A 24,943-nucleotide genomic window follows, 5' to 3' on the forward strand; every position below is an offset into this window, starting at 1 on the left:
GGCCCGGCGGATCGGGAAGATCCGCCGGGCCTCCGTACGTCCAGGCGCGCACCGCCGTCAGTGGCGCTCGGGCGTCAGAGGCGCTCGGGCGTCCGGATGCCCAGCAGCTCCATGCCCGTGTGCAGGGTGCGGGCGGTCAGCTCCACGAGGAAGAGCCGGTTCTCGACGACCTCGGGGGCGTTGTCGTCGCTGAGGACCTGGCACTGGTCGTAGAACGTCGTCAGGTGCGAGGCGAGCTGGTAGAGGTACGCGGCCAGCTTGTGGGGCTCGTACCCCGCCGCGACCTCGTCCAGGGTCTCGCCGAACCGGTCCAGGTGCAGACCGAGCGCGCGCTCCGCCGGGGCCAGCTCCAGCTCCGGGTGGGCGGCGGGCTTCGCGTCGCCGGCCTTGCGGAGGATCGAGCGGATACGGGCGTAGGCGTACTGGAGGTAGACCGAGGTGTCGCCGTTGAGCGAGACCATCTGGTCCAGGTCGAACTTGTAGTCGCGCACGGCGGACGTGGACAGGTCGGCGTACTTCACCGCGCCGATGCCGACGTACCGGCCGTTCTCGACGATCTCCTCCTCGGACAGGCCCACCTTCTCGGCCTTCTCCCGCACCACGGCCGTCGCCCGGGAGACCGCCTCGTCGAGGAGGTCCTCCAGCCGGACGGTGACGCCCTCACGGGTCTTGAACGGCTTGCCGTCCTTGCCGAGGACCGTGCCGAAGGCCAGCTGGTGCGCCTTGACGTCCTCGCCGAGCCAGCCGGCCCGGCGGGCGGTCTCGAAGACCATCTTGAAGTGCAGCGACTGCCGGGCGTCCACGACGTACAGCAGGGTGTTCGCCTTGAGGTTCTGCACCCGGTCGCGGATCGCGGAGAGGTCGGTCGCCGCGTAGCCGTAACCGCCGTTGGTCTTCTTGACGATCAGCGGGACCTGGTTGCCGTCCGGGCCCTTCACGTCCTCGAAGAAGACACAGAGCGCACCCTCGGAGCGCACGGCGACGCCGGTCTCCTCCAGGATGCGGCAGGTCTCCTCCAGCATGTCGTTGTAGCCCGACTCGCCGACGATGTCCGGGTCGGAGATCTCCATGTCGAGCTTGTCGAAGACGGAGTAGAAGTAGACCTTCGACTCGTCCACGAACCGCTGCCACATGGCGAGCGTCTCCGGGTCACCGGCCTGGAGCGCGACCACCCGGTCCCGGGCGCGGGCCTTGAACTCCTCGTCGGAGTCGAAGAGCGCGCGGGACGCCTTGTAGAGCCGGTTCAGCGAGGACATCGCGGCCTCGCCCGCCGAGGCGGCGTCGGCGCTCTCGTGGCCCAGCTGGTCCGGGTGCTCCACGAGGTACTGGATGAGCATGCCGAACTGGGTGCCCCAGTCGCCGATGTGGTGGCGCCGGACCACGGACTCGCCGGTGAACTCCAGGATGCGCACCATCGCGTCGCCGATGACCGCCGACCGCAGGTGGCCGACGTGCATCTCCTTGGCGACGTTCGGCTGGGCGTAGTCGATGACCGTCGTCCCCGCGTCCGGCGCGGACGGCACGCCGAGGCGGCCCTCCGTGTCGGCGGCCCGCTCGGCGAGCGTCCGGAGGATCGCCCGGTCGGTGAGGGTGATGTTGAGGAAGCCGGGGCCGGAGACCTCGATCTCCTTGATCAGCTCGCCCGCCGGGATCGCGGCCGTGACCTGCGACGCCAGCTCACGGGGGTTGCCCTTGAGCTTCTTGGCCAGCGCCAGGATGCCGTTGGCCTGGAAGTCGGCCCGGTCGCTTCGTCGCAGCAGCGGGTCGGCGGCGCCGGCGTCCGGCAGGGCTGCCGTCAGGGCGTCCGCCAGCTGCTGCTGGAGCGTGGAAGCGAGGGAAGGGACCGAGGCCATGTGCCGGCTGCCGTTTCCGTAGGGGGTGATGGGTTTCCCAAGTATCCCACGGGCGGTGAGCGCGTTCGCAAAGCCATTTTCGCGTGCTCGCGAAGTCATTTTCGCGCTCCGGCGTGTACCTGGGAGAATGACAGGGCCCCCGAAAGATTCCTGTACGAGAGAAGGGCGTGCCGACCGTGGCCGAGAGTCAGACAAGCACCGAGACCGACTGGGTCTCCCGCTTCGCGGACGATGTCATCGCCGAATCGGAGCGTCGTGCGCCTGGCAAACCGGTCGTCGTCGCGTCCGGCCTGTCCCCGTCCGGTCCGATCCACCTCGGCAACCTCCGCGAGGTCATGACCCCGCACCTGGTCGCCGACGAGGTCCGCCGCCGCGGCTACGAGGTCCGTCACCTGATCTCGTGGGACGACTACGACCGGTACCGCAAGGTCCCGAACGGCGTCCCCGGCATCGACGCGTCCTGGGCCGAGCACATCGGCAAGCCGCTGACCTCGGTGCCCGCCCCGGCCGGGTCCGCGTACCCGAACTGGGCCGAGCACTTCAAGGCCGCCATGGTCGAGGCGCTGGCCGAGCTGGGCGTCGAGTACGACCCGATCAGCCAGACCGAGCAGTACACCGCGGGCGTCTACCGCGAGCAGGTCCTGCACGCGATGAAGCACCGCGCGGACATCGACGCCGTCCTCGACCGCTACCGGACGAAGAAGGACCCGGCCGCCGCGGGCAAGGGCAAGCAGCAGCAGAAGAAGGTCGACGAGGCCGAGCTGGAGGCCGCCGAGGGCTCCGGCGCGGCGGACGAGGACGACGGCGGCGGCAGCTCCGCCGGGTACTTCCCGTACAAGCCGTACTGCGGCAACTGCGGCAAGGACTTCACCGTCGTCACCTCCTACGACGACGACACCACCGAGCTGAACTACACCTGCTCGGAGTGCGGCTTCGCCGAGACCGTGCGGCTCAACGAGTTCAACCGCGGCAAGCTGGTCTGGAAGGTCGACTGGCCGATGCGCTGGGCGTACGAGGGCGTGATCTTCGAGCCCAGCGGCGTGGACCACTCCTCGCCGGGCTCCTCGTTCGTCGTCGGCGGCCAGATCGTCCGCGAGGTCTTCGACGGCGTCCAGCCGATCGGCCCGATGTACGCCTTCGTCGGCATCTCCGGCATGGCGAAGATGTCCTCCTCCAAGGGCGGGGTGCCGACCCCGGCCGACGCCCTGAAGATCATGGAGGCGCCGCTGCTGCGCTGGCTGTACGCACGCCGCAGGCCGAACCAGTCCTTCAAGATCGCCTTCGACCAGGAGATCAACCGGCTCTACGACGAGTGGGACTCCCTGGAACGCAAGGTCGCCGAGGGCGCCGCGCTCCCGGCCGACCTCGCCGCCCACGGCCGCGCCGTCCGCACGGCCGCCGGCGAGCTGCCGCGTACCCCGCGCCCGCTGCCGTACCGCACCCTGGCCTCCGTCGCCGACATCACCGCCGGCGCCGACGACCAGACCCTGCGCATCCTCAGCGAGCTCGACCCCGAGAACCCGCTCACCTCGCTCGACGCGGTACGCCCCCGCCTCGACCGCGCCGAGAACTGGATCACCACCCAGGTCCCGGCCGAGGCCCGCACGATCGTCCGCACCGAGCCGGACGCCGAACTCCTCGGCTCCCTCGACGAGCAGGGGCGCGAGTCGCTGCGCCTGCTGGTGGAGGGCCTGGACAGTCACTGGTCGCTGGACGGGCTCACCACGCTCGTCTACGGCGTGCCGAAGTTGCTCGCCGGCCTGGAGCCGGACGCCAAGCCGACGCCCGAACTCAAGGTGGCCCAGCGGTCGTTCTTCGCGCTGCTCTACCGCCTGCTCGTCAGCCGGGACACCGGCCCGCGCCTGCCCACCCTGCTCCTCGCCGTCGGCGCGGACCGGGTGCGGGCGCTGCTCGGGGCTTGAGCACAGGGAGGACGAGAGAAGGGGCCGCCACCCGGAGGGATCCGGGTGGCGGCCCCTTGTCCTTACCGGCCTGCGCGTCTTCACCGGCCTGCGTTTTTTCTTTACGGGTTCGGGTGCTGGCTCCCCGTTGACACGGTGATCACCGCAGGCGTTCGCTACGGGGGAGCGGACCGCACGCGCGGTGCGACGCTCGGGCAACGGCGTCGAAGACGCCGACGGGGCAGGGCGGGGTTCTCATGGGCTGGTACCTACTGATCGTCGGCGCGGGGCCGGCAGCGGAGGCGGTCCCCTACCTGGCCGGCCGGAAGGTGGCCGGATTCGGCCGCCCCCGGGTCGGTGGCTGGGCGTCGGCGACCGCGGGGACCGGTGTCTTCCTCGGCGGGCTGGTGGAGGTCGCCGGATGGGGCGACACCGCGGCACTGGCCGCGGGGTGCCTCGTCCTCGCCGGACTCGTGCTGTTCCTGTGCGGCGCCCCGGTCACCCGGTTCGGCCGGAGCCGCAGAGGCTGAGAGCCGGCGCCCGGCTTCTGTCTCAGGCGATGTGGTCGGCCGCGAGCTCCGCGTCGAACCGCTGCTTGAACTCCGGCATCAGGCGGCGCAACAGGGCTGCGCTGCGCGGGTGCTGGACGTTGTGGCCGTCGGCGAGGTGGATACCGAGGACGTCGATGCTCGGGTAGCCGCTGTTGGTCTGGACGAACGTCCGGAAGACCTGGTACGCGATCTCGGCGTACTCGGCGTCTTCCGCGTTCTCCGCCTCGGCGGTGACCTGCGCGGCCCGCTCCTCGGCTTGCCGCTCGGCCGCCCGCACGGTCTCCTCGGCCGCGTGGACGGCCTCCCGCGCGTCCTCGTCGGCCTGCGAGCCGCCCTGCTGACCGGCCTGCGCGTCGGTCTCCGGCTGTTGCCCGGGCTCCTGCTGCCCGGCGCGCTGGTGCGGGACGGCGCCGATGGTGCCCACGTTGCCGAGCGGGCGGGTACGGCCGCCGGCGCCCGAGGGCACCTGGGCGGGCGTGCGCTCGAAGGTGTCCTCGTAGAAGGGGTCGTAGTCGCCCTGGTACGGCTGGTCAGCGGGCTGCCCCGCGAACCACGGGCTGGTCTGCGCGTCCGGGTCGGGGTCCTCCGGCGCCCAGTCGCCGCGCTCCTGCAGCTGGATGTCCTGCGGGTACGGCCCCTGGGGGTACGGGTCCTGCGGATACGCGTCCGGCGGCACGTCCTCGGGGGCGTACCCGGCCTGGGCGTACCCGGCCTGCGGGCCGGCGTTCCGCTGCTGGGGGAGGGACGCGCGCGGGGAGAGGTCGCGCTGCTGAGGGTGGGGCGCCCCGTCCTGCCGGCGCTCCCCGTCCTGCGCGTGCTCCGTACCCTGCCGGTCCTGGTTGCCCTGCTGGTACTGGCCGCCTTGCTGGTACTGGCCGCTCTGCCGGTCCTGCTCCCCCTGGTACGGGGCGAGTTCGGGCTTGGGCGCGGGCGGCAGCAGTACGGGCTCGATCCCGGCCGCCGCGAGCCCGGCCGGGGCGGTCTCCGCGAGCGGTACGCCGAACTTGGCGAGCCGCAGCGGCATCAGCGCCTCTACCGGAGCCTTGCGCCGCCAGGTCCGGCCGAAGCGGGCCTGCAACCGGGCCTGGTAGACCAGCCGGTCCTGTTCGAGCTTGATGACCTGCTCGTAGCTGCGCAGCTCCCAGAGCTTCATGCGTCGCCACAGCTTGAACGTCGGTACGGGGGAGAGCAGCCAGCGGGTGAGGCGCACGCCCTCCATGTGCTTGTCGGCGGTGATGTCGGCGATCCGGCCCACCGCGTGGCGGGCGGCCTCGACGGCGACGACGAAGAGGATCGGGATCACCGCGTGCATGCCGGTGCCGAGCGGATCGGGCCAGGCGGCGGCGCCGTTGAACGCGATGGTCGCGGCTGTCAGCAGCCACGCCGTCTGGCGCAGCAGCGGGAACGGGATGCGCATCCACGTCAACAGCAGGTCCAGCGCCAGCAGTACGCAGATGCCCGCGTCGATGCCGATCGGGAAGACCAGGGAGAAGTTCCCGAACCCCTTCTCCAGGGCGAGTTCGCGCACGGCTGCGTACGAGCCCGCGAACCCGATCGCGGCGATGACCACCGCTCCTGCGACGACGAGCCCGATGAGTACCCGGTGCGTGCGTGTGAGCTGCATCGCGGCCACCCGCGATCCCCTCCCCGACCTCTGTTCTCCGCCCGGCTTCCGACATCCGGTGGGGCCAGCCTGGCACATGTGTACGAGCCGTGATGCGCGGGGAGGCCGGGAGGGCCGCCCGGAAGGGGGTCCGAGGGGAGTCACCGATTCCGCAAAGGGGGCTCTGGGCTGGGACGTTGGCCCGGGGGCGATTTTCGGTCACGACTTGGGACCGGCCGACGGGACCGGCTCGTCCCGGTCCTACGCTGAGCTCGCGAGAGGCCGCAAACAGCCCTCTCGGCCCCTACGAGCCTGCCTGGTGATGACTCATGACCTCGGACGTCGTCTCCGTACGCCCCAGTACCCGGCGCGCGATGGCTCCCACCGCCATCCTCCTCGCGATCGCCGCCCTCAAGGCGATCGTGGAGGGCGAGGCGTTCCAATGGTGGATTTTCGGCAGCCTGGCGGTGCTGTTCCCGGCCGTCCTCGTGGCCGTCCGCTTCAAGTGCAGCGTCACCGTCACCTCCCACACCGTCACCGTGCGGCAGCCCCTGCGGACCGTCTCCTTCCGTCTCGACCGGCTGCGTTCGGTGTCCGGCGGGCGTCCGCCGGGCAAGAAGCGTGGCGTGGAGGCGCTGAGGTTCGAGTGCATCGGCGCGACCCGTACTTCGTTCAGCATGGTGTTCGTCTCCCCGGCCGACCGCCGGCGCCTGGTCGCCGCCCTCACGGAGCGCACGGCGCCGGACGTGGTGCGGTGGGACGAGCCGATGCGGGCCATGCTCGCCGAGGGCCGCCCGGACACACCTCCGGGGCCCGGCCCTCGGAAAGCGGCCGGACCCCGGAGTGGGACCCGCAAGACGTCCTGACCGGACGCCGTCCGGGCGTCAGGACTTCTTCGTCACCTAGGACTTCTTCGTCGCCTTGGGCGTCGCCTTCGCGGTGGCGCCCGAGTCCGAGTCCGAGTCCGAATCCGAGTCGGAACCGGAGTCCGAGGCGGCGCTCTTGCTGCTGCTCGTCTTCGGGCTGTCGCTCGCGCCGCCGGTGCTCTTGCTGCTGCTCGTCTTCGGGCTGGAGCCGGTGGTGGCGCTCGGGCTCGACGAATCGGTCGTGGTGGTGCCGCCCGCACCGCCGACGGCCGCCACCGCCTCCTTCGCCGCGGTCTGCGCGCCCGCCAGGATGTCCGCGGCGGACGGGGCCTTGGCGCCCGCGTAGCCGGTGCCGTTGTAGTTCACCGAGACGACGACGTTGGCCGTGCGCACGACGATCGCGGCGTAGGAGAAGTCCTCGCTCGTCTTGTTCAGGGTGTACGTGATCGCGGTCGCCTGGTCGCCGATGCCGGAGACGGGCGCGGTCGCGAGCTTCTTGGCGCCGTCGACGGCCTGCGCCTTGGTGACCGACTTGGTGAAGTCGGTGGTCGCCCGGTCGGCGCCGCTGCCGAGGGCCTCGTCGGATTCGTACCGGACGAAGCCGATGTCCAGCCAGTGGTAGACGGAGCCCTTGACGCCCTTGTCGTCCAGGCCGTTCCAGGAGCAGCTGCCCCGGGCGTCGTCGTCGGAGGACTTGCCCACGGTGCCGCCGGCCTTCTTCGCGGACGGGACGAGCTTCTTGACCGTCTTCGCGGAGAGCGCCTTGCACGGGTCGGGCAGCCCGGCGAACTTCGCCGGCTCCACGGTGGGGGTCGGGGAGGCGGAGGCGGCGGCGCTCGACGAGCCGGAGGCGGTGGAGCCGGAGCTCTTCTCCTTCGCGTCGTCGCCGGAGTCCGACGAGCAGCCGGCGGCGACGAGCATCACCGGGACGGCGGCGCAGAGGAGTATGCGGGACAGTCGCGGGGCTGATCGGTGCATGGTTCCTTCACTCGGACGGGACGGCGATCGCGCTCGGGCGGTCGTGCCGGCGGTCAGCCGTGCGGGCGTTCGTGCTCGGCTTCCGGACGGGCGCCGTGCGGCGGTCGGTGTGCGGGCGGGCGGTGGTGCGGGTGCGTGTTCCGAGGAGCCACCGTACGACGGCCGCGGAACCCGCGCGGCCACGGCGGCGACCCGCGACGGGTCCGGTGAGGGTCCCGCCGGCGCCCGTGGAGGCGGTCTATTCGTTGATGCTCTCGTCCAGTCCGTGGGCCAGTGACTGGGCCTTCTCCTGGAGTTCCGCACTCTCGGGCACGTCGTCGGCGTCGGCGGCCTGCTCGGCGTACCGGACAGTCACGACCACGTTCGATGTGCGGAAGACCACGCTGACGGTGCGACGCTGCGCAGCGGAACCTCCGCTTTCGAGCGAATCGTCCAGGAACGCGGCATTTCCGATGTTGTCCAGCGCCCGGGGCGCGAGTTCGTCGGAGGCGTCATCGCCGCCGCTGCCGTCCCCGTTCGGGGTCGGTGACGCGGTCGTCGTCGGGGAGGTGGAGCCCTGCGGCGCCACCCCGCCCCCGTCCGACGCGGTCGGGGCCGCCGAGGGGTCCGCCGAGGCCCCGGTGGAGGGGTCCGCGGAGGGGTCCACCGAAGGGTCCGCCGAAGAGGAGGGCGTGACGGAGGGTGCGGGCAGTCCGGCCGCCTCCGCCTTCTTCCCGTACACGACGGCGGCGCTGTCCTCGTCGCTCACCGAGGTGTCGTAGGAGACGACCCGCTCGAAGTCGACCACCAGGGTGCGGGTCGAGTCCGCGTCGCGGGCCTGCCAGGTGCAGCCCACCTTGCGGTCGGTGTCGTACGTGACCGACGCCCGGCCCTCGTACGCCCTCTCCCGCTGGTCCTCCGGGAGGTCCGCCACGCCCGGCAGGAGCTGCTTGAGCGTGTTCATGCTCACGGATCGACAGGCTTCCGGCAGGGTCTGGTACTTGCCGGGAGGCGCGACGGAGACGGCAGGGGTGCCGGGCTTCGCGTCGGCGGTGGCGTCCTCGGTGCCCGAGCCCCCGGTGCAGCCGGCGACGAGCGCCGCGAGAAGCGCGATGCCGGGAACGTACGCCATGGGTCGCAAGGTCCCAGGCCCCCTTCGGTACGAAAACGAGTTGCCGCGCGACGGCGGCCGATGGACACAATGTGTATCGCACGTGCGGCTGTGAATGCCGGTCGGCCGAGATGTTTGCCGACCTTGGCACCGGTTTTGCGCTTTAAGTCTTTTGGGCCCTTTGGGGCCTCTTCAGCTGTCTGTCCTGTTGTCCGTTGTGCTGTCCGTCCTGCCAGGTTCTTGTCGGGGGAAATCGAGGGTTCATGTCGTACGTGGAGATGCCGGGAGCGCAGGTACCGATCCGGATGTGGACCGACCCCGCGTCGGTCGAGGACGTCGCGATGCAGCAGCTGCGCAACGTCGCGACCCTGCCGTGGATCAAGGGCCTCGCCGTGATGCCCGACGTCCACTTCGGGAAGGGGGCGACGGTCGGCTCGGTGATCGCCATGCACGGCGCGGTCTGCCCCGCCGCCGTCGGCGTGGACATCGGCTGCGGCATGTCCGCCGTCAGGACCTCCCTCACCGCGAACGACCTGCCCGGCGACCTCTCCCGGCTGCGCTCCCGCATCGAGGAGGCCATCCCGGTCGGGCGCGGGATGCACGAGGAGCTGGTGGACCCGGCCGGACTGCCCGGGGCCGGAGCGGCGGGCTGGGACGACTTCTGGAGCCGGTTCGGCGGGATCGCCGAGGAGGTGAAGTTCCGCCAGCAGCGGGCGGTGCGGCAGATGGGCACGCTCGGCGGCGGCAACCACTTCATCGAGTTCTGCCTCGACGAGGCGGGCTCGGTCTGGCTGATGCTGCACTCCGGGTCGCGCAACATCGGCAACGAACTGGCCGACCACCACATCGGCATCGCCCAGAGCCTCCCGCACAACCAGGGCCTGGTCGACCGCGACCTCGCGGTCTTCGTCGCGGACACCCCGCAGATGGCCGCCTACCGCAACGACCTGTTCTGGGCGCAGGAGTACGCCAAGTTCAACCGCGCCGTCATGATGGGGCTCTTCCAGGACGTGGTCCGCAAGGAGTTCCGGAAGGCGAAGGTCACCTTCGAGCCGGTCATCTCCTGCCACCACAACTACGTGTCGGAGGAGCGGTACGACGGCATGGACCTGCTGGTCACCCGGAAGGGCGCGATCCGGGCGGGCTCCGGCGAGTACGGGATCATCCCCGGGTCCATGGGCACCGGCTCGTACATCGTGAAGGGCCTCGGCAACGAGAAGTCCTTCAACTCCGCCTCGCACGGCGCCGGCCGGCGGATGAGCCGGATGGCCGCCAAGCGCCGGTTCACCACCAAGGACCTGGAGGAGCAGACGCGCGGCGTCGAGTGCCGCAAGGACTCCGGCGTGGTGGACGAGATCCCCGGCGCGTACAAGCCGATCGAAAAGGTCATCGACCAGCAGCGGGACCTGGTGGAGGTCGTCGCCAAGCTGAAGCAGCTGGTCTGCGTGAAGGGCTGAGAGGGGGAACGCGCCCACAGGCCTGGCCCGGCCCGTGGGCGCGCCGCCGCTCAGAGCGTGCGGTGGACCTTGTAGTTGGACGCCTGGGCGCGCGGGCGGACGACGAGGAGGTCGATGTTGACGTGGCTCGGACGCGTCACGGCCCAGCCGACGGTGTCGGCCACGTCCTCGGCGGTCAGCGGCGCGTCGACGCCCGCGTACACCTTGGCGGCCTTCTCCTCGTCGCCCCGGAACCGGTTGGTGGCGAACTCCTCGGTCTTCACCATGCCGGGCGCGATCTCGATGACCCGGACCGGCGTCCCGACGATCTCCAGCCGCAGCGTCTCGGCGAGCACGTGCTCGCCGTGCTTGGCCGCGACGTAGCCCGCGCCGCCCTCGTACGTCCCGTGGCCCGCCGTCGAGGTCAGCACCACGACCGTGCCGTCGCCGCTCGCCGTGAGGGCCGGCAGCAGGGCCTGGGTGATGTTGAGGGTGCCGAGGACGTTCGTCTCGAACATCTGGCGCCAGTCCGCCGGGTCCCCGGTGGCCACCGGGTCCGCGCCGAGCGCGCCACCCGCGTTGTTCACGAGCACCGCGAGCGAGCGGAACGCGGTGGCGAACTCGTCGACCGCCGCGCGGTCGGTCACGTCCAGGGCGTACGCGGCCGCCTGGTGGCCCGCCGCGTTGATCTCCTCGGCCAGCGCCTCGATGCGGTCCTTGCGGCGGGCGGTGAGCACCACGCGGTAGCCCTCGGCGGCGAGCCGGCGGGCGGTCGCGGCACCGATGCCGCTGCTCGCACCGGTGATGACGGCGATGGGGGTGGCGGCCATGACGAACTCCTCGGACAGGTGACCGGTACCCGGCCAGGATAGGCAGACGCGGACCTCGGGCTTTCGGCTGGATCAGGCAGGGGCCAACGGCCCCGGGCCCTCAGGCGGCGTGCGGCCCGCCGAACTCGCGCACCGCGTCCGCGACCACCGCCTCCAGATGCCCGTGGTGCGCGCCCCGCCAGTACACCCGCTCGCACACCGTGCACTGCGCGAACACGTCGTACGCCGCCTGCGTACCGTGCTCCAGCCGGTCGGCCACCGCGTCCTTGTCGGCCTCCCGCAGCGGCCCGTTGCACGCGGTGCAGCGCGACCACGGCACCAGGACCGGCGCGAAGCGCCCCAGCACGTCCCGGAGCTGCTCCTCGGGCCGGTCGCTGTACACGTACGCCCCCGCCCAGAGCTCCCGCCTCCGCAGCAGCCCCCGGTCCCGCGAGAGCATCACCCGCCGCTCGCGCGCGGAGAGCGCCGCCAGCGCGGGGTCGCCGATGTCCTCGCTCTCGTACGCCGCGTCGACCCCGAGCAGCCGCAACCGCCGGGCCAGCGTGCCCAGATGCACGTCCAGCAGGAACCGCAACGGCGCCCCCGGCACCCGCTGCGGACGCTCCACCGGGCGTACGACCAGGTGCTCCCCGGACCGCGGGACGTGCGACACCGGCACCACCACCCCGTCCACCAGCAGCGCCCCCGCCTCGGTGAGCGGCACGCCGAGCGACTCCACGACGTGCCCGAGGGTCGACACCCCGTCCGTCACCAGCGCGGTCACCCCCTGCCGCCGCTCGTGCGCGACGAACAGCCGCAGCTCGGAGGCGACTTCGACGGTGATCTGCTGCTTGGCCACGGAAGGCCCGGGCGCGGAGGGCTTGGTCACGCGCCCAGGATGTCACCGGGGAGGGCGGTGGAGCGAGGCGTTTGCGGGCGGGGCGCCGCCGTCAGACCTGCGGGGCCGAGTCGGAGCTGTGGGCGGTGGCCCGTGCGCCGGGGCCGGCCTCGTGGGTGTCCGCGTTCGCGGTGGACGGGGTGTAGAGCGGCCCGAACGCGGCGTACGCGTCGGCGAGGATCTCCTCCGCCGTGACCAGCGTCCGCTCCTCGGCGAGCCGGAGCGCCTGGCGGGTGTACGGGGAGGGGGGCGGGGCCGGGTGGCGGCGGCGCCACCAGCTCGCGCCCACGGCGTACGCGCCACTCGCGAGGACCACGGCGGGGACGGACAGGATCGGCAGCGCATCGCCCACGGCGGGACCTCCTTCAGCGGATGTCCCTCTTGTGTCGGCAGGTTCCGGGGCCCGACTGGAGATCGTTCTTCGGCCAATGAATGGCCGGATGACTACTGATGGATGCGCGTGGTGCGCAGCCGCGCTCCGGTGCACCCCGGCGTGCGCGTGGGCGTCGCGTGCGTCCGGCAGGCCGTTCGGCGCGTCCGGTGCGTCGCGTGCGTGCGTCCGGCGGCCGGTGCGCCTCGTGCGTCGCGTGGGTCTGTCTCGTGCGTCTCGTGCGTGCGTCTCGTGCGTCAGGGCCACACCAGGCAGTACGCCTGGTGGCCCGCGTCGTGCAGGCGGACGGAGAAGTCCTGCCACTCGTGGAGGAGGCGGTAGACGTTGAAGGCGTCGCGCGGGCCGCCCCGGTCGGGGACGGTCGACCATATGAAGGCCGCCGCGCCCACCGTCTCCTCGCCCACGTCACGCAGGGGGTCGACCACGGTCATCGGCAGCTTCACCACGGCGTAGTCGGGGTGGAGGACGACGAGCTCCAGCGGCGGGACCTGGTGCAGCGGGATCCCCTGTATACCGGTGAGGACCATGGCGGCCACCGTCTCCGGCTTGATCTTGGTGAACATGCCGCCCATGCCCAGCTCGTCGCCGCCCAGCTCCTCCGGGCGCATCGAGATGGGCACGCGTGCGGCGGTCGCCCCGTCCGGGGCGCCGAAATACTTGTAGGTCACCCCCACCCGGCCACCGCTCCTGATCCCGGGACCGCTGCCGGCATCCGGTGCCGGTCTGCTGCCCTGTACGCGTTCAGCATCACGCCGGTGACGCCCACGCCGGGCAGGCTCGGGCCCCGGGCCGTCGGTGCCTTCGCCCACTCCGCCACCGCGATGCATATTTCATCCACCCGACTACTTCTTAGGAGACACAGCCCCACCGCGCAACCCGATCATCGTGTCAGTGACCTCCCCACCAGGCGTGCGGCGAAACACCTGCCCGCGAGTCCGCGCGCGCCTCTGACACCATGGCATGTGTGAGCTTTCCCCATGACGCCCCAGTTTCGCAGACGCGAGGGGGCTGACGCCCTTTCGTGATACGAGGAGTGCGCGCTCCTTGCTCACCGGTGGCCGCGATGTCCCCACCAGCCCTCCGACCCCCCGAATCGCAGATCAGGACCAAAGTGGCGTATTCATACGAAGCCCCAGTTTCACAGTCGCTCTTCGACCGCGCGTCCGTCGTGACGCCCGGTGGCGTGAACTCACCGGTGCGCGCTTTCAACGCCGTAGGCGGTACGCCCCGGTTCATGGTGTCCGGCACCGGTCCGTACCTCACGGACGCCGACGGTCGCGAGTACGTCGACCTCGTCTGCTCGTGGGGGCCGATGATTCTCGGCCACGCCCACCCCGAGGTCATCGGCGCCGTCCAGGCGGCGGTCGCCCGGGGCACCTCCTTCGGCACGCCGGGTGAGGGTGAGGTCGCGCTCGCCGAGGCGATGGTGGCCCGCGTCGAGCCCGTCGAGCAGGTGCGCCTGGTCTCGTCCGGCACCGAGGCGACCATGTCCGCGATCCGGCTGGCGCGCGGCTTCACCGGCCGGGCCAAGGTCGTGAAGTTCGCCGGCTGCTACCACGGTCACGTCGACGCGCTGCTGGCCGCCGCAGGCTCCGGCGTCGCCACCTTCGCGCTGCCCGACACCCCCGGGGTGACCGGCGCGCAGGCCGGGGACACCCTGGTGCTGCCGTACAACGACCTGGAGGCCGTACGCGCCGCCTTCGCCGCGCACCCCGGCGAGATCGCCTGCGTGATCACCGAGGCCGCCGCGGGCAACATGGGCGTCGTCCGGCCGGTGGACGGCTTCAACGCGGGGCTCAAGGAACTGTGCGCCGCCGAGGGCGCGCTGTTCATCTCCGACGAGGTCATGACCGGCTTCCGCACCTCGAAGGCCGGCTGGTACGGCATCGACGGCGTCCGCCCCGACCTGATGACCTTCGGCAAGGTCATGGGCGGAGGCTTCCCGGCCGCGGCCTTCGGCGGCCGCGCCGACGTCATGGCGTACCTCGCCCCGGCCGGCCCGGTCTACCAGGCGGGCACCCTCTCCGGGAACCCGATCGCCACCGCCGCGGGCCTCGCGCAGCTGCGGCTGCTCGACGACGCCGCGTACGCGAAGGTCGACGCGGTCTCCGCCGAGCTCCAGGGCCTGGTCAGCGGCGCGCTCAGCAAGGAGGGCGTGGCGCACCACGTGTCCACGGCGAGCAACATGTTCTCCGTGTTCTTCACCGACGGGCCGGTCCGGAACTACGCCGACGCGAAGAAGCAGGAGGCGTTCCGCTACACCGCCTTCTTCCACTCGATGCTGTCCCAGGGCGTCTACCTGCCGCCCTCGGCGTTCGAGTCCTGGTTCGTCTCCACCGCCCACGACTCCCGGGCCGTCGAGCGCATCGCCGACGCCCTGCCCGCCGCCGCCCGCGCCGCCTCGGAGGCCACCGCATGAGCGAGAACGGTTCCGCCCAGGACATCACCGTCGTCCACCTGATGCGCCACGGCGAGGTGCACAACCCGGAGGGCGTGCTCTACGGGCGCAAGCCCGGGTACCACCTCTCCGAGCTGGGCCGGAAGATGGCCGACCGGGTCGCCGAGCACCTGGAGCAGCGCGACATCCGCCACGTCGTCGCCTCCCCGCTGGAGCGCGCCCAGGAGACCGCGACCCCGATCGCCAAGGCGCACGGGCTCGACCTCGCCACCGACGCCCGGCTGATCGAGGCCGCCAACGTCTTCGAGGGCAAGACCTTCGGCGTCGGCGACGGCGCGCTGCGCAACCCGGACAACTGGAAGCACCTCACCAACCCGTTCAAGCCCTCCTGGGGCGAGCCGTACATCGAGCAGGTCGTACGGATGATGGGTGCCCTGGACGCCGCGCGCGACGCGGCCCGGGGCCACGAGGCGGTCTGCGTCAGCCACCAGCTGCCGATCTGGATCGTGCGCAGCTTCGTGGAGCGCCGCCGGCTCTGGCACGACCCGCGCAAGCGGCAGTGCACCCTCGCCTCGCTGACCAGCTTCACCTACCAGGGCGACAAGATCGTCTCGGTCGGCTACTCCGAGCCCGCCCGCGACCTGGTGCCCGCGCACCTGCTCGCCGGGGCGAAGCCGGTGAAGGGGAAGTCGAAGGCGTTCGGCGCCTGAGGACGCACGCACGGAGAGCACTGATCCCGGGGGCGGGCCACGGCAGGTGGCCCGCCCCCGGGATCGTTCGTTCCGGGGGCGGGGCCGGTCAGCCCTCCGGGCCGCCCTTCGCGCCGAACCAGTCGAGGCAGACGACCAGGGCGTCGTCGTCCGGCTCCGCGTCGCGGTGCTCGGCCAGGGCCAGGAGGATGGCCCTCGGTACGGACGCGGCGTGCAGCAGGCCGGCCGCCTGGATGGCCCGGGTCAGCGCCCTTTCGCCGTACGGCTCTCCGGCACGGTTGTGCGCCGCGTAGACGCCGTCGCTGACGAAGACCAGCCGGTCGCCCGGCAGCACCTGGAACTCCTGGGCGACGTAGGCGGTCTCGTCGAACATGCCGAGCGGGAGCTGCGCCTCCAGGTCGATGCGTTCCACGGTCCTGCCGCGTCGGCGCCAGAGCTGCGGCGAACCGGCGTCCACCACCTGGACGTTGCCGGTGGCGAGTTCGAAGGTGAGCAGCAGCGTCGACACGTGGGACGCGCCCCGGTACTGGGCGTACAGCGCCTGGTCCGCGAGGGCCGCCTGGTCCGCCATGCCGATGCCGGCCCGGCGGGCGTTGCGCAGGGCGTTCACGGCGAGGTTGGTGAGGAGCGAGGCCTCGATGCCCTCGCCCATGCCGTTGGTGACGGTGAGGGTGAGGGTGTCGGCGGTGGTGGACCAGTCGAAGTTGTCGCCGTGGATGGCGTACGCCGGTTCCAGCTGGGCGCCTATGGCGTACTCGGGCCGCGCACACGCCCGGGCGGGCAGCAGCTGCCACTGCATCTCGGCGGCGAGGGTCAGCCGGTTGACCCGGCGGGCCCGCAGATAGAGGTCGGTGTCCCGCTCGGCGACGATGATCTCGTGGCCGAGGAGCTGGGCGATCTCGGTGAGGTCGTGGACGGCGCCGGTCGTGCGCCGGTGCGGGGGGAGCGTCACGTCGAGGACGCCGAGGCGGTCGCCCCGGACGGTCACCGGCAGGTGCAGCACGATCGAGTCGTCCAGCCCCGGCGCGGTGCGCTCGTACGGCGCCTGGCTGCCGAAGGCGCGGCCCTCCGGGCTGCCGTTCACCGGCACCGGGCCCTCCGGGCGGGCCGGGGCGTCGACCGGCTGGAGCACCGTCAGGCTGTAGTCGGCCATCAGCAGCTCGATGTCCGTGGCGCCGTAGTGCTCGGCGAGTGCGGCGCGCGCGGCCTCCACCAGGGCGTGCGGCGCGGCGGTACGCAGGGCGCGTTCCACGGCCAGGTAGTTCGTCACAGTTGGTCGGCTTTCTTCACCAGAGTGCTGCTCGGGGGCGAGCAGAGTAACGGGACCAGGGGATGTCCGACGGGCCGGTGCCGGGCCCTTCCCGCCGCGCCCCTCCGACGGCGGAGCGGGGGAGCGAAGGCCGGCGCCGGCGCGTCAGCGGGTACGGGCGGGGCGGAGCGCTGCCGGTACGGGCGTCGCTCTCACACGGTGTCCGTCCAGCCGAGGTGGAGTACGGCCACGTCGTCGGCGAGTCCGCCGCTGTCGGCGGCGAGGTCCTCGCACCGCTGGATGACCGCGTCCACGAAGTCGTCGGCCGGGAGGTGGTGGGCGTACTCCCGCGCGATCTCCACGAGGCCCTCCTCGCCGAGGCGTTCGTACCCCTTGCCCGTGCGGCCCTCGATGAGACCGTCGGTGAAGAGCGCGAGCCGCGTCCCCCGGGGCGCCTCCAGTACGGTCACCGGCCAGTGCGCGCGGCCGGGCAGCAGGCCCAGCACGGGGCCGCCCGGCACCTCCTCCAGGCGGACCGGGCCGTCCGGCGGACGCACCAGGAGCCCCGGGTGGCCGGCGCGCATGACCTCCACGTGCGGCGTGCCGACCGCCCGGCTGAGCGTGGTGAGGGTGGCGAAGATCTCGGGGCCGGAACGCTCGGCGACCAGCATCTGTTCGAGGAGGTCCAGCAGCCGCTGGCCGCGCGCGCCGGAGAGGACGAAGGAGCGCCACGCGACCCGCAGGCACACCCCGAGGGCGGCCTCGTCGGGTCCGTGGCCGGAGACGTCGCCGACGACCGCGTGCGTGGTGCCGTCGGGCGTCTGCACGACGTCGTAGAAGTCGCCGCCGAGCAGGGTCTGCGCGCGGCCGGGCCGGTAGCGGGAGCAGACCTGGGCGGTGTCGTCGAGGAGCAGCGGGGTGGGCAGCAGGCCGCGTTCGACCCGGCTGTTCTCCGCGGCCAGCATCCGGCTCTCCCGGAGGTCGGCGGCGGCACGCTCGGCGCGCTTGCGCTGTATCGCGTAGCGGATGGCCCGTACGAAGAGCTCGGCGTCGAGGCGGCCCTTGATCAGGTAGTCCTGGGCGCCGCCGGAGACCGCGGCGAGCCCGGAGTCCTCCTGGGCGAGCCCGGTCAGGACGACGACGGCCGTGTCCGGCGAGCGGGAGAGGATCGTCTCCAGTGCGCCGAGTCCCTGGGAGTCGGGCAGGTGGAGGTCGAGCAGGACGCACTGGGGGGTGTCCCGGTCGAGGGCGTCGAGCGCCTCCGCGAGGGTCCGCGCCCAGGACAGGTCGATGGCGACACCGCTGTCGGCGACCATCTCCTCGACCAGCAGGGCGTCCCCGGCGTCGTCCTCGATCAGCAGGACGCTGGGCCCGTCGCCGCTCCACAGGTCGAAGCCCGGGGCCTCGCCGGTGCGGCCGGCGGGGAGGGCTGCGGTACGGGGCGCGGCGGTGCCGGTGCGCGACGGTTCGGAGGAACTGCCGTCACGAGGTGCGAGGACGGTGGGGGGCGGGGTGCCCAAGGCGCTGTGCCTCCTCTCACCATGGACCGGCGGCCATGGGACCGCACGATGCGACCGCGACGAGACTAGAGGTAATAGTTGTTCACTGACAACAATTGCAGGAAGGAAACATCCCTGGTCGGGGCGGTGCGGGGTGAATCGGTGCATTCCCTGTCCCGCTGTGACGCCGGGGAGAGGGTTTCCCCGGTCGCCTTCCTGCGGGCGGCCCCCGGCGGCTCCGGGTGGTCCCAGGTGGTTCCGGGCGGTCTCAGGCGGGGTTGGCCAGCCAGGCGGGTCCGTCGGGTTCGTATCTCTCCCCGTCGATGACCTCGGCGGCCGCGTCCCGGAACGCGGCGAGCCCCTCGCGCAGTGCTTCGGCCGCCTCGGGCTGCATCGCCGCGAGCACCAGGGACACCTCCCGCACCTGGCCGGCCCTGATCTCCTCCAGCAGCGCCCGGCCGGGCCGGCTGAGGTAGAGCTCTATCTCCCGGCGGCTGGCCGGGCTCAGGCGCCGCTCGACGAGGCCCGCCGCCTCCAGTCGGTCGCAGAGGCGGCTCGTCGCGGGCGGGGTCGACCCCAGCGCCTCGCCCAGGGCCCGCATGTTGCCGCCCTCCCGGCGCTCGATCGCCAGCAGCGCGCGCAGCTGGGACGGGGAAGTGGGACCCGCGGGGGTGTTGGCCTGGGCTCTTCCCCAGAGGACCGCGAGCAGATTCGTCACCTCGGACGCGGTACGGGCCACTTCTTGGGGGGACGACGGCCGGCGCGGGAACATCGCTCCACTGTGCCACCCCTGTGGCGCCGTTGTCAGCCCGCGCGGTCCCGGGCGGACGGCCGAAAGGCGTAGGTGGTGTCCGGCGAAAGGGGAGCCGGTGTGGAGGCCCTGTGAGGGTCCGGTCGTGTGGTGAAAATCAGATAATCATAGGAACCATCGCGTCGCTCCTTTCATCTCAGCCATCGGCAGTTTGTATGGGCATGAGACAAAACGACCGCCGATGGGGACGTGGACGTGAACCAGGAACATGCGAACAACATCAACCGGAGGGGACTGCTGGGAGCGGGCCTGGGAGCCGCAGCCGCCGCGGGAATCGCGGGCTGCGGCTCACTCGGTTCCGGGAGTGGGGCGCACCACGGGCCCGGGAAGAGCTCCGGGGGCGCCGCCGGTACGGCTCCCGACCACGGCGCCCACGCCGGCGGGGGGAAAGAGCACGGCAAGGGCTCCGCGAACAGCGGTGTGCGGCTGATCGGAGACGGTTCCACCTCCGACACCGGAAAGCAGCCGAAACAGCCCGACGCGCCCGTCCCGCTCGAACCCGGCCAGACGCCCCCGCAGTTCGTGATCTTTTCCTGGGACGGGGCGGGCGAGGTCGGCAACGGCCTTTTCCCGCGTTTTCTCGAACTCGCCCGGGAACACGACGCCGCGATGACCTTCTTCCTCTCCGGCATCTATCTGCTGCCCGAGTCGAAGAAATCGCTCTACCAGCCGCCCAACAATCCGCGCGGCGCCTCGGACATCGGCTACCTCACCGACGACCACGTCAAACAGACGCTGCGGTACGTGCGCGAGGCGTGGCTCGACGGCCACGAGATCGGCACCCACTTCAACGGCCATTTCTGCGCCGGTGGAGGGTCGGTGGAGAACTGGACGCCCGCGCAGTGGCACAGCGAGATCAATCAGGCCGTCTCCTTCGTGACGCAATGGCGCACCAACAGCGGCTGGGAGGGCGTCGAACCGCTGCCTTTCGACTACCGGAAGGAACTCGTCGGCGGACGCACCCCCTGTCTCCTCGGCCAGGAGAACCTGCTGCCGACCGCGAGCAGGCTCGGCTGGCGCTACGACGCGAGTTCGCCGGGCGGGGTGCAGATGTGGCCGGAGAAGCGGCTCGGTGTGTGGGATCTCCCGCTCCAGGGAATCCCGTTCCCCGGCCACACCTTCGAAGTCCTCTCCATGGACTACAACATCCTCGCCAACCAGTCGCAGAATTCGACCCGGGGCATGCCCTCGCGCTATCCGGAATGGCGTGAGCAGGCGGCCAGTTCCTATCTCGCCGGATTCCGCAGGGCGTACGAGTCGAATCGCGCCCCCTTCTTCATCGGGAATCACTTCGAGGAGTGGAACGGCGGTATCTACATGGACGCCGTCGAGGAAGTGATCAAGGAAGTGGCCGGGCAGTCGGACGTACGGCTCGTCTCGTTCCGCCAGTTCGTGGACTGGCTGGACGTCCAGGACCCGGCAGTTCTGGCGAAGCTCCGTACACTCGAGGTCGGTCAGGCGCCCGCCGGTGGCTGGAACGCTTTCTTTAAGCGGGCCTGACAAGGGGCTTTACGGGCACCGAGGGGGGTGCCCAAGATCCCCGGATCTGCCATGCGAAACTTTTCACATGAGCCATGGCCGCGCACCCCGACGCCGCTTCACCCTGCTCGCCGCCACGACCGCCGTCGTGGCCGGTGCCCTGACCCTGTCCGCCTGCGGCGGGGACGACATCAAGTCGGGCGGGGGCGGTGACACCAACTTCGTCACCGGCAACGGCGGTATCTCGACCGTGGCCCTGAAGGACCGCCGGGCCGCCCCGGAGCTCGAAGGCAGCACGCTGGAGGGCAAGAAGCTCGACGTCGCCGCCTACAAGGGCAAGGTCGTCGTCGTCAACGTCTGGGGATCGTGGTGCGGCCCCTGCCGGGCGGAGGCGAAGCACTTCGCCGCCGTCTCCAAGGAGACCGCCGGCCAGGGCGTCCAGTTCGTCGGGATCAACACCCGCGACACCCAGAAGGACGCCGCGCTGAACTTCGAGGCGGACGCGGACATCACCTACCCCAGCCTCTACGACCCGGTCGGCAAGCTCATCCTCCGCTTCCCCAAGGGCACCCTGAACCCGCAGACCATCCCGTCGACCGTGGTCATCGACCGCGAGGGGCGCATCGCCGCCCGCACCCTCCAGGCGCTCGACGCGGAACAGCTGCACAAGATGATCGACCCGCTGATCGCGGAGAAGTGACCCGGTGACCGCCCTCGCCGCCGCCACGTACAACGAGACGGTCGTCAACGGTGCGCTGCTGGCCGCCGTGCCGATCGCGCTGCTCGGCGGTCTCGTCTCGTTCTTCTCGCCCTGCGTCCTCCCGCTGGTCCCCGGCTACCTGAGCTACGTCACCGGCATCAGCGGCACCGACCTGGCGAACGCCCGGCGGGGCCGGATCGTCGGCGGCGCCTCCCTCTTCGTCCTCGGCTTCACCGCCGTGTTCGTCTCGGGCGGCGCGCTCTTCGGCTACTTCGGCGGCAACCTCCAGGAACACAGCGAGGCCCTCCAGCGGGTCCTCGGCGTGCTGATGATCCTCATGGGCGTCTTCTTCATGGGGCTCATGCCGTGGATGACCCAGCGCGAGTTCCGCATCCACCGCAGGCCGGTCACCGGACTGCTGGGCGCCCCGCTGCTGGGCGCTCTTTTCGGCATCGGGTGGACCCCCTGCCTCGGCCCGACGCTGAGCGCGGTGTCCATGCTCGCCTTCGACCAGGGCACCGCCGAGCGCGGGGCACTTCTGACCGTCGCGTACTGTCTGGGACTCGGTGTCCCGTTCGTCCTCGCCGCCGTCGCCTTCCGCAAGGCGCTGGGAGCATTCGGCTGGGTCAAGCGCCACTACGCATGGGTCATGCGCATCGGGGGCGTCATGATGATCGCGACCGGCATCCTGCTGCTGACGGGGCTGTGGGCCTCGTTCATGCAGGACGTGCAGGGCTGGTCCAACGGTTTCACTGTGGGGATCTGAGTTCCATTGAGCAAGCTGAACACCACTGACGAGCGCGACGCCGCACGCGCCGACGAGCAGGACACCCGGGAGCTCGGTGAGGCCGGGGCGCAGCTCTCCACCGCACCGGTGGAGGAACGCGCCGACCGCGAGGCCGGGCTGCCCGCCATGGGCGTCATCGGCTGGATCCGCTGGTTCTGGCGCCAGCTCACCTCGATGCGGATCGCGCTGATCCTGCTCTTCCTGCTGTCGCTCGGCGCCATCCCCGGCTCGCTGGTCCCGCAGAACAGCGTGGACGAGCTGAAGGTGCTGACGTTCAAGAACGCGCACACCACGGTCACCCCGATCTACGAGAAGCTCCAGCTCTTCGACGTCTACAGCTCGGTGTGGTTCTCCGCGATCTACATCCTGCTGTTCGTCTCGCTCATCGGCTGCATCGTGCCGCGCAGCCTCCAGTTCGTGGGCCAGCTGCGCAGCCGCCCGCCGCACGCCCCGAAGCGGCTGAACCGGCTGCCCGCGTACACGACCTGGCGTACGGAGGCGGAGCCCGAGCAGGTCCGCGAGGCCGCGCTCACCCTGCTGCGCAAGCGGCGGTTCCGCTCCCACGCGGTCGGCGAGGCGGTCGCGGCGGAGAAGGGCTATCTGCGCGAGGCCGGCAACCTGATCTTCCACGTCGCGCTCATCGTGATGCTGGTGGCCTTCGCGGTCGGCTCGCTCTTCAAGTTCCAGGGCGGCAAGCTCGTCACCGAGGGCGACGGCTTCGCCAACACGCTCACGCAGTACGACGACTTCACGTCCGGCTCGCTGTACGACAACGACTCGCTCACGCCGTTCAGCTTCACCCTCGACGACTTCGTCGGCACGTACGAGAAGACCGGCCCCCAGCGGGGCACGGCCCGTACCTTCGAGGCGCGGGTGACGTACGCCGAGGGCGCGTACGGCAAGGACAAGAAGGGCGTCATCAAGGTCAACGAGCCCTTGGTGATCGACGGCACCAAGATCTTCCTGATCTCGCACGGCTACGCCCCGGTCGTCACCGTCCGGGACGGCAAGGGCAAGCAGATCTTCAAGGCCGCCGTGCCGCTGCTGCCGCGCGACGCCAACATCACCTCGTCCGGTGCCATCAAGGTCATGGACGGCTACAAGGACAAGAACGGCAAGCGGGACCAGCTCGGTTTCAGCGCGTTCTTCGTGCCCACCTTCGCCGGCGCGGGCAGCGGGACGATGCTCTCGCAGTTCCCCGGCGCGGAGAACCCGGTGCTGGCGCTCAACGCGCTGCACGGCAGCCTCGGCGTCGACTCCGGGCTGCCGCAGAACGTCTACCAGCTCGACACGTCCAAGCTGAAGCCCTTCAAGGACGCGGACGGCAACGCTCTCAAGCAGCGGCTCGCGCCCGGCGAGACCATGAAGCTCCCGGACGGCGCCGGCTCCGTCACCTTCGACGGCGTCGAGGAGTGGGCCAGCTTCCAGATCTCGAAGCAGCCGGCCGCCGGCTGGGCGCTCGGCGGGGCCATCGCCGCCATCGCCGGACTCGCCGGTTCGCTCTTCATCCAGCGCCGCCGCGTCTGGGTGCGGGCCGTGCGCGGGGCCGACGGGGTGACCGTCGTCGAGATGGCCGGACTCGGCCGCAGCGAGTCCGCGAAGCTGCCCGAGGAACTGCTCGGCCTGGCGGTGGCGCTGAACGACGTGGCGCCGACCGCACCCGATCCGCAGCCCGACCCCGCCCCGGGGCCGGAGACCGACTCCGCGGCCGAACCCGGCCCCGGTCCCGACGTACCTGCCGCAGAAACTGCCGAAGGGGCTGAGAAGTGAATCTCGCCGCCGCCGCCAACGAGAATCTGGCGCACACCAGCAATGTGCTGATCTATTCGTCGATGGCCGTCTACACCCTGGCCTTCCTCGCGCACATCGCGGAATGGGTGTTCGGCAGCCGCAGCAAGGTCGGCCGCACGGCCGCCGCGCTCGACGCCGGGGCCGCCGCCCAGTCCTCGGTGAAGGTCCAGGTCACCAAGGCCGGCGGCTCGACCGCCGTGCTGGAACGCCCGAAGGTGATCACCCGGTCCGCCGCCGGGACCCGGGACGTCCCGGACGGCCCCGGCGCCTCCGGCGGCACCTTCCAGGGCGACCTGTGGGGCCGGATCGCGGTCTCGATGACCGTGCTCGCCTTCCTCGTGCAGGCGGGCGGCGTCGTCGCCCGCGCGCTCTCCGTGGAGCGCGCCCCCTGGGGCAACATGTACGAGTTCTCGATCACCTTCTCCACGGTCGCCGTCGCGGCCTACCTGATCCTGCTCGTTCTGCGGAAGAACGTCCGCTGGATGGGTCTGCTGCTGGTCACCGTGGTCCTGCTGGACCTCGGCATCGCCACCACCGTGCTCTACACGGACAGCGACCAGCTGGTGCCGGCGCTCCACTCGTACTGGCTGTGGATCCACGTCTCCACCGCCATCATCTGCGGTGCGGTCTTCTTCCTCGGCGCCGTCGCCACGCTGCTCTACCTGTTCCGCGACAGCTACGAGAAGAAGGTCGAGGACGGCGAGACGCCGGGCCGGTTCGCGCAGTCCGTCCTGGACCGGCTGCCCTCCGCGGCCACCCTCGACAAGTTCTCGTACCGCGCCAACGCGGCCGTCTTCCCGCTCTGGACGTTCACGATCATCGCGGGCGCGATCTGGGCCGGCCAGGCCTGGGGCCGCTACTGGGGCTGGGACGCCAAGGAGACCTGGTCGTTCATCACCTGGGTCGCCTACGCCTGCTACCTGCACGCCCGCGCGACCGCCGGGTGGAAGGGCCGCAAGGCCGCCTACCTGGCGCTCATCGCCTTCGGCTGCTGGCTGTTCAACTACTACGGCGTCAACATCTTCATCACCGGCAAGCACTCCTACGCCGGGGTCTGACGCCCCGTACCACCTGCGCGAAACGGCTGCCCGCACCTCCCGTACGTAGGGGGGAGCGGGCAGCCGTTTCACGTGGGGGCCCTGC

22 protein-coding genes are annotated in these 24,943 nt (G+C 71.3%); 11 read left to right on the forward strand and 11 right to left on the reverse strand.

The genetic code is table 11. The features are described from left to right. Positions 1 to 74: 74 nt before the first annotated feature. Positions 75 to 1,853, reverse strand: coding sequence for an arginine--tRNA ligase (argS, locus tag OG599_RS19535; RefSeq protein ID WP_327177256.1), 1,779 nt, complete (start codon positions 1,851 to 1,853; stop codon positions 75 to 77). A 167-nt stretch (positions 1,854 to 2,020) separates the two neighbouring features. Between argS and lysS the strand changes: the two genes are divergently transcribed. Further along, positions 2,021 to 3,775, forward strand: a complete 1,755-nt coding sequence (gene lysS / locus OG599_RS19540) for a lysine--tRNA ligase (protein WP_327177257.1) — start codon at positions 2,021 to 2,023, stop codon at positions 3,773 to 3,775. 236 nt (positions 3,776 to 4,011) lie between these two features. Then, positions 4,012 to 4,284 (forward strand): hypothetical protein, encoded by a 273-nt coding sequence (locus tag OG599_RS19545; protein WP_327177258.1) that lies wholly within the window; start codon positions 4,012 to 4,014, stop codon positions 4,282 to 4,284. A gap of 22 nt (positions 4,285 to 4,306) precedes the next feature. Here OG599_RS19545 and OG599_RS19550 read toward each other — a convergent pair whose 3' ends face one another. After that, positions 4,307 to 5,938 (reverse strand): DUF2637 domain-containing protein, encoded by a 1,632-nt coding sequence (locus tag OG599_RS19550; RefSeq protein WP_327177259.1) that lies wholly within the window; start codon positions 5,936 to 5,938, stop codon positions 4,307 to 4,309. Positions 5,939 to 6,237: 299 nt separating this feature from the next. Here OG599_RS19550 and OG599_RS19555 point away from each other — a divergent pair, with 299 nt between their 5' ends. Then, positions 6,238 to 6,774, forward strand: coding sequence for a hypothetical protein (locus tag OG599_RS19555; RefSeq protein WP_327177260.1), 537 nt, complete (start codon positions 6,238 to 6,240; stop codon positions 6,772 to 6,774). Positions 6,775 to 6,810: 36 nt separating this feature from the next. On the opposite strand, the gene OG599_RS19560 is transcribed toward OG599_RS19555, so the two are convergent. Continuing rightward, on the reverse strand, positions 6,811 to 7,752 hold the full coding sequence (locus OG599_RS19560; protein WP_327177261.1) for a DUF3558 family protein: 942 nt from the start codon (positions 7,750 to 7,752) through the stop codon (positions 6,811 to 6,813). 238 nt (positions 7,753 to 7,990) lie between these two features. Then, positions 7,991 to 8,863 (reverse strand): DUF3558 domain-containing protein, encoded by an 873-nt coding sequence (locus OG599_RS19565; RefSeq protein ID WP_327177262.1) that lies wholly within the window; start codon positions 8,861 to 8,863, stop codon positions 7,991 to 7,993. Positions 8,864 to 9,105: 242 nt separating this feature from the next. Between OG599_RS19565 and OG599_RS19570 the strand changes: the two genes are divergently transcribed. Next, positions 9,106 to 10,299 carry an RtcB family protein gene (locus OG599_RS19570; RefSeq protein WP_327177263.1) on the forward strand — a complete coding sequence of 398 codons (1,194 nt, stop codon included), beginning with the start codon at positions 9,106 to 9,108 and terminating at the stop codon, positions 10,297 to 10,299. A 50-nt stretch (positions 10,300 to 10,349) separates the two neighbouring features. Here OG599_RS19570 and OG599_RS19575 read toward each other — a convergent pair whose 3' ends face one another. The 4 genes from OG599_RS19575 to OG599_RS19590 all read right to left on the reverse strand — a co-directional run bounded on the left by OG599_RS19575 (position 10,350) and on the right by OG599_RS19590 (position 13,203). After that, positions 10,350 to 11,108 carry an SDR family oxidoreductase gene (locus tag OG599_RS19575; protein WP_327177264.1) on the reverse strand — a complete coding sequence of 253 codons (759 nt, stop codon included), beginning with the start codon at positions 11,106 to 11,108 and terminating at the stop codon, positions 10,350 to 10,352. A gap of 100 nt (positions 11,109 to 11,208) precedes the next feature. Beyond that, the gene (locus OG599_RS19580; protein WP_442809461.1) at positions 11,209 to 11,976 is read right to left on the reverse strand and encodes a Mut7-C RNAse domain-containing protein; all 768 of its coding nucleotides are present in this window, start codon (positions 11,974 to 11,976) and stop codon (positions 11,209 to 11,211) included. 61 nt (positions 11,977 to 12,037) lie between these two features. Further along, entirely contained in the window at positions 12,038 to 12,337 is a 300-nt protein-coding gene (locus OG599_RS19585; protein ID WP_327177265.1) for a hypothetical protein, read from the reverse strand. Positions 12,338 to 12,612: 275 nt separating this feature from the next. Continuing rightward, positions 12,613 to 13,203, reverse strand: coding sequence for a hypothetical protein (locus OG599_RS19590; RefSeq protein WP_327177266.1), 591 nt, complete (start codon positions 13,201 to 13,203; stop codon positions 12,613 to 12,615). Positions 13,204 to 13,487: 284 nt separating this feature from the next. Here OG599_RS19590 and hemL point away from each other — a divergent pair, with 284 nt between their 5' ends. Continuing rightward, the gene (gene hemL / locus OG599_RS19595; protein WP_327177267.1) at positions 13,488 to 14,795 is read left to right on the forward strand and encodes a glutamate-1-semialdehyde 2,1-aminomutase; all 1,308 of its coding nucleotides are present in this window, start codon (positions 13,488 to 13,490) and stop codon (positions 14,793 to 14,795) included. After that, the gene (locus tag OG599_RS19600) at positions 14,792 to 15,484 is read left to right on the forward strand and encodes a histidine phosphatase family protein (RefSeq protein ID WP_327177268.1); all 693 of its coding nucleotides are present in this window, start codon (positions 14,792 to 14,794) and stop codon (positions 15,482 to 15,484) included. The genes hemL and OG599_RS19600 overlap by 4 nt, the downstream gene beginning before the upstream one ends. Positions 15,485 to 15,572: 88 nt before the next feature. On the opposite strand, the gene OG599_RS19605 is transcribed toward OG599_RS19600, so the two are convergent. The 3 genes from OG599_RS19605 to OG599_RS19615 all read right to left on the reverse strand — a co-directional run bounded on the left by OG599_RS19605 (position 15,573) and on the right by OG599_RS19615 (position 19,004). Then, positions 15,573 to 16,754, reverse strand: a complete 1,182-nt coding sequence (locus OG599_RS19605; RefSeq protein ID WP_327177269.1) for a PP2C family protein-serine/threonine phosphatase — start codon at positions 16,752 to 16,754, stop codon at positions 15,573 to 15,575. Positions 16,755 to 16,945: 191 nt separating this feature from the next. Then, a complete protein-coding gene (locus OG599_RS19610; RefSeq protein ID WP_442809462.1) occupies positions 16,946 to 18,253 on the reverse strand; it encodes a PP2C family protein-serine/threonine phosphatase in 1,308 nt (435 codons plus the stop codon). A gap of 247 nt (positions 18,254 to 18,500) precedes the next feature. After that, entirely contained in the window at positions 18,501 to 19,004 is a 504-nt protein-coding gene (locus tag OG599_RS19615; RefSeq protein WP_442809463.1) for a MarR family winged helix-turn-helix transcriptional regulator, read from the reverse strand. 234 nt (positions 19,005 to 19,238) lie between these two features. On the opposite strand from OG599_RS19615, the gene OG599_RS19620 reads away from it, so the two are divergent. The 5 genes from OG599_RS19620 to ccsB all read left to right on the forward strand — a co-directional run bounded on the left by OG599_RS19620 (position 19,239) and on the right by ccsB (position 24,858). Beyond that, positions 19,239 to 20,543 (forward strand): hypothetical protein, encoded by a 1,305-nt coding sequence (locus OG599_RS19620; protein ID WP_327177271.1) that lies wholly within the window; start codon positions 19,239 to 19,241, stop codon positions 20,541 to 20,543. A gap of 67 nt (positions 20,544 to 20,610) precedes the next feature. Continuing rightward, positions 20,611 to 21,222, forward strand: coding sequence for a TlpA family protein disulfide reductase (locus OG599_RS19625; protein WP_327177272.1), 612 nt, complete (start codon positions 20,611 to 20,613; stop codon positions 21,220 to 21,222). 4 nt (positions 21,223 to 21,226) lie between these two features. Then, positions 21,227 to 21,988: a cytochrome c biogenesis CcdA family protein gene (locus OG599_RS19630; protein ID WP_327177273.1), complete on the forward strand. Its 762-nt coding sequence runs from the start codon at positions 21,227 to 21,229 to the stop codon at positions 21,986 to 21,988. Between the two features lie 6 nt (positions 21,989 to 21,994). Then, entirely contained in the window at positions 21,995 to 23,779 is a 1,785-nt protein-coding gene (gene resB / locus OG599_RS19635; protein WP_327177274.1) for a cytochrome c biogenesis protein ResB, read from the forward strand. Beyond that, complete coding sequence (gene ccsB, locus OG599_RS19640; protein ID WP_327177275.1) at positions 23,776 to 24,858, forward strand: c-type cytochrome biogenesis protein CcsB; 1,083 nt, start codon at positions 23,776 to 23,778, stop codon at positions 24,856 to 24,858. Before resB ends, ccsB begins: the two co-directional genes overlap by 4 nt. Positions 24,859 to 24,943: the final 85 nt, after the last annotated feature.

This window comes from Streptomyces sp. NBC_01335, from assembly GCF_035953295.1.
Taxonomy (GTDB): Bacteria; Actinomycetota; Actinomycetes; order Streptomycetales; family Streptomycetaceae; genus Streptomyces.

Excerpts from the sequence above, each read along its gene's own strand:
- argS (WP_327177256.1), bottom strand. The coding sequence starts at position 1,853 with ATGGCCTCGGTCCCTTCCCTCGCTTCCACGCTCCAGCAGCAGCTGGCG.
- OG599_RS19545 (WP_327177258.1), top strand. The coding sequence starts at position 4,012 with ATGGGCTGGTACCTACTGATCGTCGGCGCGGGGCCGGCAGCGGAGGCG.
- OG599_RS19555 (WP_327177260.1), top strand. The coding sequence starts at position 6,238 with ATGACCTCGGACGTCGTCTCCGTACGCCCCAGTACCCGGCGCGCGATG.
- OG599_RS19560 (WP_327177261.1), bottom strand. The coding sequence starts at position 7,752 with ATGCACCGATCAGCCCCGCGACTGTCCCGCATACTCCTCTGCGCCGCC.
- OG599_RS19565 (WP_327177262.1), bottom strand. The coding sequence starts at position 8,863 with ATGGCGTACGTTCCCGGCATCGCGCTTCTCGCGGCGCTCGTCGCCGGC.
- OG599_RS19570 (WP_327177263.1), top strand. The coding sequence starts at position 9,106 with ATGTCGTACGTGGAGATGCCGGGAGCGCAGGTACCGATCCGGATGTGG.
- OG599_RS19575 (WP_327177264.1), bottom strand. The coding sequence starts at position 11,108 with ATGGCCGCCACCCCCATCGCCGTCATCACCGGTGCGAGCAGCGGCATC.
- OG599_RS19590 (WP_327177266.1), bottom strand. The coding sequence starts at position 13,203 with ATGCATCGCGGTGGCGGAGTGGGCGAAGGCACCGACGGCCCGGGGCCC.
- OG599_RS19600 (WP_327177268.1), top strand. The coding sequence starts at position 14,792 with ATGAGCGAGAACGGTTCCGCCCAGGACATCACCGTCGTCCACCTGATG.
- OG599_RS19615 (WP_442809463.1), bottom strand. The coding sequence starts at position 19,004 with ATGTTCCCGCGCCGGCCGTCGTCCCCCCAAGAAGTGGCCCGTACCGCG.
- OG599_RS19625 (WP_327177272.1), top strand. The coding sequence starts at position 20,611 with ATGAGCCATGGCCGCGCACCCCGACGCCGCTTCACCCTGCTCGCCGCC.